General features: G+C 61.0%; 14 protein-coding genes. 11 read left to right on the top strand and 3 right to left on the bottom strand.

Annotated elements, in window-relative coordinates; all coding sequences use genetic code 11:
* Nucleotides 1–26 precede the first annotated feature (26 nt).
* The 3 genes from kdpC (at nucleotide 27) to PSUM_RS23050 (ending at nucleotide 4,092) form a co-directional block, all read left to right on the top strand.
* On the top strand, nucleotides 27–572 hold the full coding sequence (kdpC, locus tag PSUM_RS23060; protein ID WP_083350185.1) for a potassium-transporting ATPase subunit KdpC: 546 nt from the start codon (nucleotides 27–29) through the stop codon (nucleotides 570–572).
* Between the two features lie 130 nt (nucleotides 573–702).
* Complete coding sequence (locus PSUM_RS23055; RefSeq protein ID WP_033042095.1) at nucleotides 703–3,354, top strand: sensor histidine kinase; 2,652 nt, start codon at nucleotides 703–705, stop codon at nucleotides 3,352–3,354.
* Nucleotides 3,355–3,402: 48 nt separating this feature from the next.
* Nucleotides 3,403–4,092, top strand: coding sequence for a response regulator (locus tag PSUM_RS23050; protein WP_083349597.1), 690 nt, complete (start codon nucleotides 3,403–3,405; stop codon nucleotides 4,090–4,092).
* Nucleotides 4,093–4,209: 117 nt separating this feature from the next.
* Here PSUM_RS23050 and PSUM_RS23045 read toward each other — a convergent pair whose 3' ends face one another.
* Nucleotides 4,210–5,250 (bottom strand): patatin-like phospholipase family protein, encoded by a 1,041-nt coding sequence (locus PSUM_RS23045; protein WP_033042534.1) that lies wholly within the window; start codon nucleotides 5,248–5,250, stop codon nucleotides 4,210–4,212.
* A 218-nt stretch (nucleotides 5,251–5,468) separates the two neighbouring features.
* On the opposite strand from PSUM_RS23045, the gene PSUM_RS23040 reads away from it, so the two are divergent.
* From PSUM_RS23040 to PSUM_RS23030, 3 genes are all read left to right on the top strand, one after another.
* On the top strand, nucleotides 5,469–5,747 hold the full coding sequence (locus PSUM_RS23040; RefSeq protein ID WP_020796126.1) for a hypothetical protein: 279 nt from the start codon (nucleotides 5,469–5,471) through the stop codon (nucleotides 5,745–5,747).
* 87 nt (nucleotides 5,748–5,834) lie between these two features.
* A complete protein-coding gene (locus PSUM_RS23035) occupies nucleotides 5,835–6,593 on the top strand; it encodes a CHAD domain-containing protein (protein WP_020796125.1) in 759 nt (252 codons plus the stop codon).
* A gap of 200 nt (nucleotides 6,594–6,793) precedes the next feature.
* A complete protein-coding gene (locus tag PSUM_RS23030; protein ID WP_020796124.1) occupies nucleotides 6,794–7,591 on the top strand; it encodes an acyl-CoA thioesterase in 798 nt (265 codons plus the stop codon).
* Here the strand turns inward: PSUM_RS23030 and PSUM_RS23025 are convergent, their stop codons facing one another.
* Together PSUM_RS23025 and PSUM_RS23020 are read right to left on the bottom strand one after the other, a co-directional pair.
* Nucleotides 7,592–7,957 carry a DUF962 domain-containing protein gene (locus PSUM_RS23025; protein ID WP_083349596.1) on the bottom strand — a complete coding sequence of 122 codons (366 nt, stop codon included), beginning with the start codon at nucleotides 7,955–7,957 and terminating at the stop codon, nucleotides 7,592–7,594. It abuts the gene before it with no gap.
* Nucleotides 7,958–8,070: 113 nt separating this feature from the next.
* Nucleotides 8,071–9,552, bottom strand: a complete 1,482-nt coding sequence (locus tag PSUM_RS23020) for a methyl-accepting chemotaxis protein (RefSeq protein ID WP_020796122.1) — start codon at nucleotides 9,550–9,552, stop codon at nucleotides 8,071–8,073.
* Nucleotides 9,553–9,730: 178 nt separating this feature from the next.
* Between PSUM_RS23020 and PSUM_RS23015 the strand changes: the two genes are divergently transcribed.
* The 5 genes from PSUM_RS23015 (at nucleotide 9,731) to PSUM_RS22995 (ending at nucleotide 13,108) form a co-directional block, all read left to right on the top strand.
* Nucleotides 9,731–10,261 carry a hypothetical protein gene (locus tag PSUM_RS23015; RefSeq protein ID WP_020796121.1) on the top strand — a complete coding sequence of 177 codons (531 nt, stop codon included), beginning with the start codon at nucleotides 9,731–9,733 and terminating at the stop codon, nucleotides 10,259–10,261.
* 82 nt (nucleotides 10,262–10,343) lie between these two features.
* On the top strand, nucleotides 10,344–10,535 hold the full coding sequence (locus PSUM_RS23010) for a PLDc N-terminal domain-containing protein (RefSeq protein WP_020796120.1): 192 nt from the start codon (nucleotides 10,344–10,346) through the stop codon (nucleotides 10,533–10,535).
* A gap of 85 nt (nucleotides 10,536–10,620) precedes the next feature.
* Complete coding sequence (locus tag PSUM_RS23005; RefSeq protein ID WP_033043848.1) at nucleotides 10,621–10,854, top strand: hypothetical protein; 234 nt, start codon at nucleotides 10,621–10,623, stop codon at nucleotides 10,852–10,854.
* Nucleotides 10,855–11,052: 198 nt separating this feature from the next.
* Complete coding sequence (locus PSUM_RS23000; RefSeq protein ID WP_020796118.1) at nucleotides 11,053–11,397, top strand: ribonuclease E inhibitor RraB; 345 nt, start codon at nucleotides 11,053–11,055, stop codon at nucleotides 11,395–11,397.
* Between the two features lie 301 nt (nucleotides 11,398–11,698).
* Nucleotides 11,699–13,108 carry a circularly permuted type 2 ATP-grasp protein gene (locus PSUM_RS22995; protein ID WP_020796117.1) on the top strand — a complete coding sequence of 470 codons (1,410 nt, stop codon included), beginning with the start codon at nucleotides 11,699–11,701 and terminating at the stop codon, nucleotides 13,106–13,108.
* The last annotated feature ends 7 nt before the right edge of the window (nucleotides 13,109–13,115 follow it).

The following is a 13,115-nucleotide window of genomic DNA, read 5'->3' as shown; positions in this document are numbered from 1 at the left end:
TGTTCACCGAATTCGAGGAGTTTGAAATGTCCACAATGATACGCCCGGCCCTGAGCCTGCTGGTTTTGATGACCCTTATCACCGGTGTCGCCTATCCCCTGGTGGTCACCGGCGTGGCCCAGGTCGCCTTCCCGGATCAGGCCAATGGCAGCCTGGTGCGCGATGCCGACGGCAAGGTTCGCGGCTCATCGCTGATTGCCCAGGATTTCGTCGGCGACGCCTGGTTCCACCCGCGGCCATCGGTGGGTGCCTTTGCCACCGTATCGAGCAGCGCCAGCAACCTGTCGCCAAGCAACCCGGCCCTGGCCACTCGGGTGATCGACGACGCCAACAAGCTGCTGGTGCCAGGGCAGGGGCCGGTGCCGCTGGCGCTGGTCACCACCTCTGGCAGCGGTCTCGATCCGCACTTGCCACCGGCCGCGATTGCCTATCAACTGGCGCGTGTTGCGGCGGCGCGCAACCTGCCGGTTGCGTCGCTCCAGCAACTGCTGGACGCCCACACCGAACAGCCATTGGTAGGCCCAGCGGTCGTGAATGTGCTTGAGTTGAATCTGGCGCTGGAAAAACTGTAGTCGGCGGTGACGCCATTCGCGAGCAGGCTCGCTCCCACAGGAGAATGCATTCCAAATGTGGGAGCGAGCCTGCTCGCGAAGACGGCCTCCCAGGCACCACATGAATACCTGAATAAAGAGAACTGAAAGCATGAGCGACTCCGGCCGCGCCGACGCGCTATTAGCAAACCTGCCCCGTGATGGCCGTGGCCGGCTCAAGGTATTCCTCGGCGCCGCCCCCGGCGTCGGCAAGACCTACGCCATGTTGCAAGCGGCCCACACCCAATTGCGCCAAGGCGTGAAAGTCATTGCCGGAGTGGTCGAAACCCACGGCCGTTTCGAGACCGAAGCGTTGCTCAGCGGATTGCCGCAAATGCCATTGGTGCGCTCGTTATACCGTGGCGTTGAGCTCGAGGAGATGGACCTCGACGGTCTGCTTGCAGCCAAGCCCAGGCTGGTGCTGGTGGATGAACTGGCCCACACCAACGCCCCCGGCAGCCGTCACGAAAAACGCTGGCAGGACATCCAGGAACTGCTCGCCGCTGGCATCGACGTGTACACCACGGTCAACGTCCAGCACCTGGAAAGCCTGAATGACCAAGTGCGTGGTATCACGGGCGTGCAGGTGCGCGAAACCCTGCCCGACTGGGTATTGCAGGAAGCGTACGAACTGCTGCTGATCGATTTGCCACCGCGCGAATTGCTCGAGCGTTTGCGCGACGGCAAGGTCTACGTGCCCGAGCAGGCGAGGGCCGCCATCGATGCGTATTTCTCCCAGACCAACCTCACGGCGCTGCGTGAGCTGGCCATGCAAACCGCGGCGGCCCAGGTCGATAACGACCTGACCCAGGGCTATCGCCAGATGGGGCAAGCGGCGCCGACGGTGCGCGGTCGCTTGTTGGTCGGCGTCGATGGCGATGCCCAGGCCGAGCGCCTGGTGCGTCACGCCAGCCGCGTCGCCCAGCGTCGGCATCTGCCGTGGAGCCTGGTGCATGTGGATAATGGCCGCGTGCGTGACGAGCAGTCGCGGCTGCGTCTGCAAAGTGCCCAGCAACTGGCCGAACGCCTGGGCGGTGAAGTAGTGCTGCTGCGGGCCGGCGAGGTCGCCAAAACCCTGATCCAGCACGCCGCTGAACGCCGCGCCAGCCTGGTGCTGGTCGGCCAGTCGCGGCCGCGCCTGCGTCGTCGATTGTTCGGAGGCGGCCTGGCGGCGCGACTGCTGCGTAATGCCCGTGGGCTGGAAATCAACGTGCTCGACACCGAGCAGCAACAGCATCAACCAAGGCAGCGTTCGATGCAGGCACCGGTATGGTTCGACTACGCCCTGGCCGTGGTCGCGACGCTGTTGGCCACTGCCCTGGCCTGGGCAGTGGCCAGTGTGCTGCCGTTGCCGAACATCTCGCTGGTGTTTCTCGCCGCGGTGTTGCTGGTAGCGGTGCGCAGCAGTCTTGGCCCGGCCCTGGCCTGTGCGGCGTTGTCGTTCCTGACCTACGATTTTTTGTTCATTCCGCCGAATTTTTCCTTCAGCATCCAGCGCGAAGAAGACGTGCTGACCTTGCTGTTTTTCCTGCTGATGGCGGCGCTCACCGGCAACCTTGCTGCACGCCAGCGCCGGCAATTGCAGGCCCTGCGTGATACCCAGGAAGAGACCAGCGAACTGCTCGATCTGTCGCGCAAACTCACCGCTGCCACCGATCGTCAGGCCGTGGTCAACGCGGCGGCCCAGCACCTCAGCGGCTGGAGCGACCTGCAACTGTGCCTGCTCAATCGCGACGGCCAGAGCGGCTGGAAAGTCGAGATCGGTGGCCCGCTGGAGTTCACCGAAGCCGAACGCGCCGCCGCCGATTGGGCGTGGCAGCACGACCAGCCGGCGGGCGCGGGCACCGGGACCTTGCCGTTCGGTCGTTGGTGGTGGTGGCCATTGTCAGTGGAGGAGGGGCCGCTGGCGCTGCTCGGTGTGTGTGCCAAAGAAGACCAGGCCTTGAGCGGCCAGCGTCGGCGTTTGTTGACCGCGTTGAGCCAGCCGTTGGCCCAGGCGCTGGCCCGAGCACAACTGGCCGATGACCTGGAAGCCGCGCGGCTGCACGGCGAAACCGAACAATTGCGCAGTGCCTTGCTGGCCTCGGTGTCTCATGATTTGCGTACCCCGCTGACCTCCATGCGCGGCAGTATCGATAGTCTGCTGGCCCTCGGTGAGGCCATTCCCCTGGAGGATCGCCGTGAGTTGCTGGAAGGCACCCGCGACGAAGCCGAACGCCTCGATCGCTACATTCAAAACCTGCTGGACATGACCCGCCTCGGTCACGGGGCATTGAAGCTGGCACGGGACTGGGTATCGCCGGCAGACATTGTCGGCAGTGCGCTCAATCGCCTTCGCGCGGTATTGGCCCCGTTGCAGGTCACCACCGAAGTGCCGGCGCAACTGCCGCTGTTATTCGTCCACGCGGCGCTGATCGAGCAGGCCCTGGTCAACGTGATGGAAAACGCTGCGCGTTTCTCGCCGTCCCACGGGCGCCTGCACGTGCGCGCGGGGGCCGATGACACGGAGCTGTTTTTCTCGGTAAGCGACGAAGGGCCGGGGATTCCGGAAGCGGAGCGGGAGAAGATTTTCGACATGTTCTACACCGCCGCTCGCGGCGACCGTGGTGGGCAGGGCACGGGGCTGGGGTTGGCGATCTGTCAGGGCATGGTCGGTGCCCATGGCGGGCGGATCAGCGTGGCCGACGGTATTGAAGGGCGCGGCACCTGCATCACCTTGCACTTGCCTTTGCAGGCGCAGCCGGGTTTTGAGAGTGAAGCCTGATCGTGCTTGCGTTACTCTCTTGCCACTACTTTGTGTTGATGTGAATCCATGAACCAGACCGCGACCATCCTGGTCATCGATGACGAACCGCAAATCCGTAAATTCCTGCGCATCAGCCTCGCTTCACAGGGCTACAAGGTGCTGGAGGCCGGTACCGGCACCGAAGGCCTGGCGCAAGCGGCGTTGAACAAACCGGACTTGCTGGTGCTCGACCTCGGCCTGCCGGACATGGACGGCCAGCAGGTACTGCGTGAGTTTCGCGAGTGGTCGACAGTGCCGGTGCTGGTGCTCTCGGTGCGTGCCGGTGAAGGGCAGAAAGTCGAGGCGCTGGATGGCGGTGCCAATGACTACGTGACCAAGCCCTTTGGCATCCAGGAATTCCTGGCGCGAATTCGAGCGCTATTACGCCAGGCGCCGGTGGGCGAGGCCCAGCAAGCGGCACTGGCCTTCGGCCCGCTGACGGTGGACCTGGCCTATCGGCGGGTATCGCTCGATGGTAGCGAAGTCGCGCTGACCCGCAAGGAATACGCAGTGCTGGCGCAACTGGCACGGCATCCCGGACGAGTCATCACCCAGCAACAACTGCTCAAGGACATCTGGGGGCCGACCCATACTGAAGACACGCATTACTTGCGGATCGTGGTGGGGCACCTGCGCCAGAAACTGGCGGACGACCCGATGCAACCGCGGTTCATCGTGACCGAGGCGGGGGTGGGGTATCGGTTACTCGATTCATGATCGTTCCCACGCTCTGCGTGGGAACGCCGTCATGGACGCTCCGCGTCCGCTATTGAGTTCGTGACGCGGAGCGTCACAGGATGCATTCCCACGCAGAGCGTGGGAACGATCGTTGTTTCAGGAATCTCGCTCACTCTCATACCGATCCAGCGTATCGCGCGCAATCTCGCGTCCCAGCGCGATCAACTCCGGCGCCTTGTAGAACTCGAAAAACCGGCACACCCGCTTCGGCACGTTGATCAGGATGTCCGGCGGATACCCGGCAATCTTGTATTGCGCCAAGGAGGTCTGCATGACCTCGAAACTCTGGTTGATCAAATCCAGCAGGGACGCCGGCCCCACGTTGTCGATGATGAACGACCCGGTGGCGGACTTCGGCGCACCGTCCCGTTCAGGCGCGGCCGCGGGTTGCTGGGCTTCAGGTTCGGCCGACTCGACCCAGGGGTTGATCTCTGCCGCTTCGGCCATCAACGCTTCCTTCTCCAGCAGCAGCAATTGTTCGGCCTGCTTGCGCCGGAACGGCAACTTCGAGCCCAGGGAACTGATCAGGCTGTCAAAGCGGGTCTTGAAGGCAGCTGGGCGCTGGATCACCGGTAACTGGTAGTGACGCTGGTTGGTGGAGTTGAGGTTGACCGCGATGATCAGATCGCAATGGCTCGACACCACCGGCACGATCGGCAAGGGGTTGAGGATACCGCCATCGACCAGCATGCGATTGCCCTGCATCACCGGGGTAAACAGACTGGGAATCGCCGCCGAGGCACGCATGGCCTGGTGCAGGCAGCCCTCCTGGAACCAGATTTCCTGCTGGTTGGTCAGGTCGGTGGCCACTGCGGTATAGGGGATGCGCAGGTCTTCGATATTGATTTCGCCAACGATCTTGCGGATTTGCCCGAAGACCTTTTCCCCGCGGATGGCCCCGAGGCGAAAACTGACGTCCACCAGGCGCAGTACGTCGAGGTAATCCAGGCTCTCGATCCAGTCCCGATAATCATCGAGTTTGCCAGCGGCGTAGATCCCGCCAACCACCGCGCCCATGGAGCAACCGGCGATACAGGCGATATCGTAGCCTCGCCGTTCAATTTCCTGGATGACGCCTATATGGGCATAGCCCCGGGCTCCACCCGAGCCCAACACCAGTGCGACACGCTTTTTCATTGATCGCCCTCGTTTGAATCGTTCAACAATGCACCCAACGAGGGGGGCGCTTCAATCGACAGGTCGTTCGGCCGCGTGAATGGGTCGTTTTTTCGACACTCCATGGCGGCGGATGGGTATTCTCTCCCCGTTGGGTTAACGTTGCCGACGGACGGCACTTTTTGTCCGCCAGACCGTCCTACCTGCATGACTGTTTACCTATTTTAGAGGTGTAAGAAATGAAAGCCTGGATCTGTGTGCCACTGATTGCCCTGGCGCTGGCCGGTTGTGCCGGCAAAACCGCTTATCGCGACAGCTGCGGCAGCCAGCTCGATGCCGCCTGGCGTGAGTTGGACCTGGCAAAGGCCGAAGGTTTCGCCGGAACCGTCAGCTACTCCAAGGCTTTATCGCTGCTGACCGCAGCCAAGACCCAGCAACAATTCGAAGGCTTCGAGGGATGCGCGAAGAAGGCCGAAAAGGCGCGTTTCTATATTCGTGAGTCGCGCGCGGGGAGATAGGCTGGAAAGCAGCTATAAGTTATAAGCTGCAAGCCACAAGTCGGTTCGCTTGCAGCTTGCAGCTTACAGCCGTTTACGGAGTAAACCATGATCGATAGGTTGGTGGCCCGGGTCTTAGGCTTGGAAATTCGTCTATTGGCCTGTCAGGCACGCTTGAGTGCCCACACCGATCCTGAGGCATTGCACGAGTTGCGTACCACGGTGCGCCGGTTGCGCAGCCTGCTGCGGCCGTTGCGCGGGTTGCCCGGAGTCGAGCAGCTGGAAGCGGCGGCGTCCGAAGTTGGCGACTTGACCACGCCATTGCGTGATCGTGAGGTGTTGGCTGCCTACTTGCTCGAAAACGATCAAGTGCAAGCCGCGCAGCGGCGCATGGTGCAAATGGCCAAGGCTTATCCTGCGGTGGCGACCAGTACGGAGTTTAAGCAGCTGCTGTTGATCCTCGATGCCTTTCCGCGATTCCTGCGCGCTGCCCAGCGCCAGGGTTTGCTCAAGGGGCTGGACAAGCGCATCGAAAAACGCCTGGGCAAACAGTGGAAGAAACTCGACACCGCCTTGCACGATCCGGCCCATGACCGCCATCGTTTGCGCTTGCTGATCAAGCGCGTACGTTATGGCATCGACGCTTACCCCGAACTGGATCGCCTGCCCAAGGCCGCCATGCCCCGACTGAAATCTGCCCAAGGGGCCTTGGGGGACTGGCACGACTGTGTGCAATGGCTGGCGATGGCCGAGCAGGAAGCGGATTTGCAGCCTTGTGTCGCCGTTTGGCAAGCCACCATGGCCAAGGCCGAACAGCGTGCCGACCGGGTGCTGGAAAAACTCAGCAAGGCCTGTTTCAAATCCTGAACCCACCACGACCCCTGTAGGAGCTGCCGCAGGCTGCGATCTTTTGATCTTTGTTTTTAAAATCAAAAGATCGCAGCCTGCGGCAGCTCCTACACAGGCGCAGGCGGCTTATCTGTCAGTCAATTTGACCGGAATAGGCACTGTACAGCCCCAGTGAGCTGGTTAAGATTCCTTCATCCGTTTCCTGCCTTGAGGTCTTCATGCGCTTTTGCGATTTGCTCGACGCTGTTCGCCGTCAACCACTGGAACTGTCGATCCCGCCCGGATGGGCGCAAGGCCGAGCCAGTTTCGGCGGCCTGGTGGCTGCCTTGCAGTACGAAGCCATGCGCGCCAAGGTGCCAGCGGACCGGCCGGTACGCTCACTGGCAATCACCTTTGTCGGCCCGGTCGAACCCGACGTGCCGGTCAGTTTTGAAGTTGATGTATTGCGCGAGGGCAAGGCGGTCAGCCAGGTGTTGGGCCGCGCGATGCAGAGGGGGCAGGTCGTCACGCTGGTTCAGGGCAGCTTCGGCGCCTCGCGTCCATCGGAAGTGGCGGTGCAAGCGTTGCCGGCGCCAGAGATGAAGCATTGGGACGACTGTCAGGAACTGCCTTTCATCGAGGGCGTGCTCCCGCAATTCATGCAGCACCTGGCAATGCGCTGGAGTGTTGGCGGGTTGCCATTCAGCGGCAATACATCGCGTCAAATGGGCGGCTGGGTGCGCTTGCGGGGTGATGTGAAGGAGGAGTCGGTCACCGAAGCGCACATCCTGGCGCTGGTGGATGCCTGGCCACCGGCCCTGATGCCGTTTCTGAAGAAGCCGGCGATGGGCAGCACGCTGACCTGGACCATCGAATTCGTCCAGCCATTGCTGGCACTAAGCACCCTGGACTGGTGCAAATACCTGGTTGAAACCGAGCATGCCGCCGACGGCTACGGCCATGCCGCGGCGAAGCTGTGGGATGTGGAGGGGCGGTTGATTGCCATGAGCCGGCAGACGGTGACGGTGTTCGGCTGATCAATGACGACGGTGGCGCTCGCACCAGGCGCGCCACCAGCCGCCGCTGAGGACGTATCGCGGGAAGGTCAGGAACTGCTCGACCAGCAAGCGTGAAACCGCATCTTTGCGATCACTGAATGGCTCGGAGGCTTGCGCCTCCAGGGTATGGCCGTGACGTTGCAGACCCAAGGCGGCAATCACACCGATGACGCCGATGGCGAAATTCGCCAGGTTCAGGCCGAATACCCCGCAGGCGATCAGCAGGAAGGCGACAATGAACAGTGGCACGGCAATCAGGTGCAACACTAGGTTGGTCGGGTGTTGGTGATTGTTCGGGTACGCACGCCATTGCCAGGCGGGAAGGTTGGGGTGACGTTTACCCATGATGCTTATCCTCGATCCTTGTTGAACTCATGAATCAAGGATAGGCCCGGTAGATGCGGGCGGCGAATCAAGCTTGGCTATCGAAGCGATAGGGGTCATGTCCACCCTCGATGTTATAGCTTGAGCTGCCCGATCGCCGTGCTCAACTCGCCGGCCAACACCGCCAGTTCATCACTGGTTGTAGCCGAGCTGACGGTCTGGCGCACCGTATTTTCGGTCACATCGCGGATGCTCACCACCGCCCGGTTCATCTCTTCGGCCACCTGGCTTTGTTGCTCGGCCGCCACGGCAATCTGGGTGTTGCTTTCGCGCATCTGCGCCACTGCCCCGGTAATCTGCGCCAACGCGGCCCCAGCCTCCTGGGCTTGCTGTACGCATTCATCGGCCTTGAATGAACTCTCCTGCATGAAGTCCACCGCATCGCGAGTACCTGATTGCAAGGCGGACACCATCACGGTGATTTCATCGGTGGAGGTTTGGACGCGCTTGGCCAGGTTGCGCACTTCATCGGCGACCACCGCAAACCCCCGGCCCATTTCGCCGGCCCGGGCCGCTTCGATTGCCGCGTTCAGCGCCAGCAAATTGGTCTGCTCGGCAATGCTGTGAATTACGTTGACCACACCGTTGATCTTCTGGCTGTCCTCGGCGAGGCGCTGGATCATCTCGGCGGTCTGCTGCACCCCGGTAGACAGTCCGGCAATCGATCGCTGTACCCGCATGACCACTTCCTGCCCGCTGCCGGCCAAGGTGTCGGCAGATTGCGAAAGGTCTCGGGTGGCACCGGCGTGCTGGGCGATGTGATAGACGGTGGCGGTCATTTCATTGATGGCCGTTGCCGCCTGATCGGTTTCGCTCTGCTGGCCAAGCATGCCATGACGCACTTCATTCATGTTCGATGCCAGGCGTGCGGCACCTTCGTCCAGTTGTCGGACGGTGCTGGCGACGGTGCTGACCACGCCTTGGTAACCGGCCTGCATGGCGTTGAAAGCGTTGGCCATCTGCCCGACTTCGTCGCTGCAAGTCAGCGGGACACGGGCCGACAAGTCGCCAGTTTTTTCAACGTGGAGCATCACGTCTTTCAGGGTATTGAGTTGACTGAGCAAAAAGCGAATCAACAACTGTGAGGCACCGAGCATTGCCAGCATCAGGATAAACACCGCCAGCGCATAATTGACAACACGCTCGCTGAACACCTGGCCCAGGCTTGGACCATGGGCAATCAAGGCGACCCGCTGGCCGTCCGTGCGGGTGAAGACTTCGGCGCCGATCGGCGGGTTGTCACCGAAATATGGCAGCGCGTCGAACTCGACCCAGCCGGTGGCATCGGCCAGTGCCTGCAGCGGCTGTCCGTCCAGCCGCGGTGCCTGGCCGTGATCGAAGGTCAGCAGGTTCCCGGCCCTGGGCAGCGGCTGCCCGGCAGGCCAGGCTTCGAGCAATCGCGCCTGGGCCTGGGCCGATTCCTGGGCGGCATGGCTGCGGGCTTGTTGTTCGAGCTGCACGGCATAAAACACCAGCAGTAGCGTGGTGACGAAAGCGACGGCGTTCACCGCCCAGAATTTGTACTTCAGCGAGATATTGCTAAGCCAGGCACCCATGGAGGTCTTCTCTGATAGCGGAAACAGTTTTGGCAAGGTGCCATTATTGTGCCGCTATTGTTGGGCTGAACGCTTGATGCAGGTCAAGATTGCGAGGCTTGCTTGCAAGACGCCATCGCAGGGCGTAATGCGCTATCCTGCGCGCCCTGAAAATTTACCAGCTACAGGATCCGCCCCCATGAAAGCCGCCCTCATCGAACTCATCAGCAACATCAGCTCCGGGTGCATGGCCGATGACGAAATCGAGAAAGTCGCTGATGAAGCGGCCCAGGCTTACGCTGATCCAGCGGCTTTCCTGAGCGCCAACCCGGACATCAACTACGACGACAGCTTCCCGATCCCGCTGGGTGAGTGGGTCGTGGTTGGCAGCTTGCCCGATACCGTGCTGTTTCAGGCCGACACCTATGTGGACCTGTTTGCCCAGATCGTCGCCTCGTTCGGCCCGGGGGTTGAGTTCAATCTCAAGCCCAAGCAGTTGGCCAGGACCGAAGCCCTGACCGCACTGAATCGCATCCAGGTGCAGATGAGCAGCCTGAACAAGGAAAACGGTGGCTACACGCTGATGAACTTCAGCCAACTGCTGGACGATGAACTGCAAGTGGTGCTGGTCTATGGCAATGCCGTGCCTCGGGTGCTCGAACTGTGCGCGCAAGTCGGCATCGCCGCTGCGCCATCGCTGGAAGCCTTGAAAGTGGCGATCCACGTCTGAACCGCTAAAGCTGTCAAAAAAAGGGAACCCTGTTCACGGCGGGCTATCCTAAGAGGGCTTATCACTCTTCAGGAGCGTCATCATGGGTTCCACGTTCAATAGCCTGGTTGGCTTGATCATTCTTGCCCTGGATATCTGGGCAATCATCAACGTGCTGAAAAGTGGCGCCGAGACCGGAATGAAAATCTTCTGGGTGCTGTTGATCCTGTTGCTGCCGGTTCTGGGCCTGATCATCTGGGCCATTGCGGGCCCACGAGGAAATGTGCGTATCTGAAGCGAAACACTCGCCGGAACATTGCCCGGCGCCCGAGGTCGAGATAGGTGTAAGCCTATCCATGGGTTTTATCGAGGAGGCACCGATGCAAAGGTGGAAAGTCACTTTCGTGGATGATCATGGTGAAGTAATCGATGAAGAATTCGAGTGCGAGGAGTGCCCGAGTCACGAAGAGGCCGCCAAACTCATCAAGGCACGATTGCTTCCCGTGGCCGCCGAACTGGATCTGAACGACTATGAGGGCCGCACCCCTGATGCAGGCGTCAAAAGCCTGAAGGCCCAGAACAGTATTGAAATTCGCAGCATCACCCCCGTCTGAACCTCTTCTCGTTATCGACTACAGCAGAACCAGGCCTTGGCAGCGGCTCTATCTTGGGGCTACTCTGCAAGCGAGATCAGCGAATGGATCGCTAAGGTCTGGTCTTGTCAGCTCCATGCTTGTTTCCCGTCGCGCGCACCCTTGGGTTCGCACAAGGGAGTACGGAAAGTCTATCCATCAGTTTGAGGAGGACGTTTCATGAGCACAGCCTATCAAGAAGACATCAGCAGCAGTGTGTTGCGCCGCATGAAAGAAGGCGGTTTTGATTTTTCCCGGTTCCATCCCATCGAGTTCTACGCCATTTTCCCGGACGAGGAGCGGGCACGCAGGGCGGCAGGTCATTTTCACCGTGGTGAATCCCTGGATGCGCAAATCAGTGTGCGCGACGATGGCGCCTGGGCTTTGGAGTTGTGCAAGGTCATGTATGCGACCTACGACGACATTGGCGATTTCGAACAGGGTTTCGAGGCAGTGGTCGAGCCTCTGGGCGGCATCATCGAAGGCTGGGGTGTGAAACAGGAGGTACGAGGGCGACTCGCATAAACCTATGAACAGTTACAACCAGCAATGACGGCTAACCTTCGGGTTGGCCGTTTTCGTTTTTGCCGATGGCAATCGAACAAGGCCGACCCGTTCGCCGGCAAGCCGGCGCCTACGGTCTATGCTGGTGATGGGCGACAACAACGCCTTGCAATGAAGCGGGGGCCGTCAGGTGGGGGCATTTGCCGCACAGGATTGGTGCGGCGCTCGCGTGGTGATTATCTAACCGATTGAAATCAAAGCGTTTCTGCCGATGGCACGGGCCTTGCGAAGGCCTGTATGTCCGGGTGACAAGGAGTACGGCATGATCCGCACCTATTTTGATGAGATGTACGACGCTGGCGGCCAGGTCCGCCCGCATTATCGGGAGTTTGCCCGTTGGCTGGCCGAGACGCCTGACGAGCTTCTGGCACAACGGCGACGCGAGGCCGATCTGCTGTTTCATCGCGCCGGGATTACCTTCACGCTCTACGGTGATGAGCAGGGCACAGAGCGCCTGATTCCCTTCGACACCATCCCGCGCAGTATCCCCGCCAGTGAATGGCGCGTGGTCGAGCGCGGCTGTATCCAGCGGGTCAAGGCGTTGAACATGTTTCTCGCCGACCTTTACCACGAGCAGCGCATCATCAAGGCCGGGATCATTCCGGCCGAGCAGGTGCTGGCCAACGAGCAGTACCAGTTGGCGATGCAAGGCCTGGACCTGCATCGGGATATCTATTCGCACATTTCCGGCGTCGACCTGGTGCGCGACGGCGACGGCACGTACTACGTGCTCGAAGACAATCTTCGTACACCGAGCGGCGTCAGCTACATGCTCGAAGACCGCAAGATGATGATGCGCCTGTTCCCCGAGTTGTTTGCGGCCCAGCGCATTGCCCCCATCGACCATTACCCGAACCTGTTGCTCGACACCCTGAAAAGCTCAAGCCCGATCGAAAATCCGAGTGTCGTGGTGCTGACGCCGGGGCGCTTCAACAGCGCCTTCTTCGAGCATGCATTCCTGGCGCGAGAAATGGGCGTGGAGCTGGTGGAGGGTGCGGACCTGTTCGTGCGTGACGACAAGGTGTTCATGCGCACCACCGACGGGCCGAAAGCCGTCGATGTGATTTACCGCCGTCTCGACGATGCGTTCCTTGACCCGCTGGCGTTCAATCCCGACTCGATGCTGGGCGTGCCCGGCCTGCTGTCGTCCTATCGTTCGGGCAATGTCGTGTTGGCGAACGCCATCGGAACCGGGGTGGCAGACGACAAATCGGTGTATCCATTCGTCACCGACATGATCCGTTTCTACCTGGACGAAGAACCGATCCTGAAAAACGTACCCACGTGGCAGTGTCGCAATCCTTCTGAGCTGTCCCACGTCCTGGCCAACCTTCCGGAGCTCGTGGTCAAGGAAACCCAGGGCTCCGGCGGCTACGGAATGCTGGTGGGGCCCGCGGCGAGCGCAGCGGAAATCGAAGCCTTCCGCGCGCGCATCATCGCCAAGCCCCATGCCTACATCGCACAGCCGACACTGTCGCTGTCGACCTGTCCGACCTTTGTCGAAAGCGGCATCGCGCCACGCCATATCGACCTGCGTCCGTTTGTACTGTCTGGCCGCGAAACCCGGGTCGTGCCCGGCGGCTTGACCCGTGTCGCCCTGCGCGAAGGCTCCCTGGTGGTGAATTCCTCCCAGGGCGGCGGAACCAAGGACACCTGGGTGGTTGAGGATTGAAGGAAGC

This window comes from Pseudomonas umsongensis (assembly GCF_002236105.1).
Classification (GTDB): domain Bacteria; phylum Pseudomonadota; class Gammaproteobacteria; order Pseudomonadales; family Pseudomonadaceae; genus Aquipseudomonas; species Aquipseudomonas umsongensis.
The sequence above is the reverse complement of the archived record's forward strand: the minus strand, read 5'-3'. Positions and strand labels throughout refer to the sequence as shown.

Coding starts and splice junctions, on each gene's coding strand:
- kdpC (WP_083350185.1), top strand. CDS start 27: ATGTCCACAATGATACGCCCGGCCCTGAGCCTGCTGGTTTTGATGACC.
- PSUM_RS23055 (WP_033042095.1), top strand. CDS start 703: ATGAGCGACTCCGGCCGCGCCGACGCGCTATTAGCAAACCTGCCCCGT.
- PSUM_RS23050 (WP_083349597.1), top strand. CDS start 3,403: ATGAACCAGACCGCGACCATCCTGGTCATCGATGACGAACCGCAAATC.
- PSUM_RS23045 (WP_033042534.1), bottom strand. CDS start 5,250: ATGAAAAAGCGTGTCGCACTGGTGTTGGGCTCGGGTGGAGCCCGGGGC.
- PSUM_RS23040 (WP_020796126.1), top strand. CDS start 5,469: ATGAAAGCCTGGATCTGTGTGCCACTGATTGCCCTGGCGCTGGCCGGT.
- PSUM_RS23035 (WP_020796125.1), top strand. CDS start 5,835: ATGATCGATAGGTTGGTGGCCCGGGTCTTAGGCTTGGAAATTCGTCTA.
- PSUM_RS23030 (WP_020796124.1), top strand. CDS start 6,794: ATGCGCTTTTGCGATTTGCTCGACGCTGTTCGCCGTCAACCACTGGAA.
- PSUM_RS23025 (WP_083349596.1), bottom strand. CDS start 7,957: ATGGGTAAACGTCACCCCAACCTTCCCGCCTGGCAATGGCGTGCGTAC.
- PSUM_RS23020 (WP_020796122.1), bottom strand. CDS start 9,552: ATGGGTGCCTGGCTTAGCAATATCTCGCTGAAGTACAAATTCTGGGCG.
- PSUM_RS23015 (WP_020796121.1), top strand. CDS start 9,731: ATGAAAGCCGCCCTCATCGAACTCATCAGCAACATCAGCTCCGGGTGC.
- PSUM_RS23010 (WP_020796120.1), top strand. CDS start 10,344: ATGGGTTCCACGTTCAATAGCCTGGTTGGCTTGATCATTCTTGCCCTG.
- PSUM_RS23005 (WP_033043848.1), top strand. CDS start 10,621: ATGCAAAGGTGGAAAGTCACTTTCGTGGATGATCATGGTGAAGTAATC.
- PSUM_RS23000 (WP_020796118.1), top strand. CDS start 11,053: ATGAGCACAGCCTATCAAGAAGACATCAGCAGCAGTGTGTTGCGCCGC.
- PSUM_RS22995 (WP_020796117.1), top strand. CDS start 11,699: ATGATCCGCACCTATTTTGATGAGATGTACGACGCTGGCGGCCAGGTC.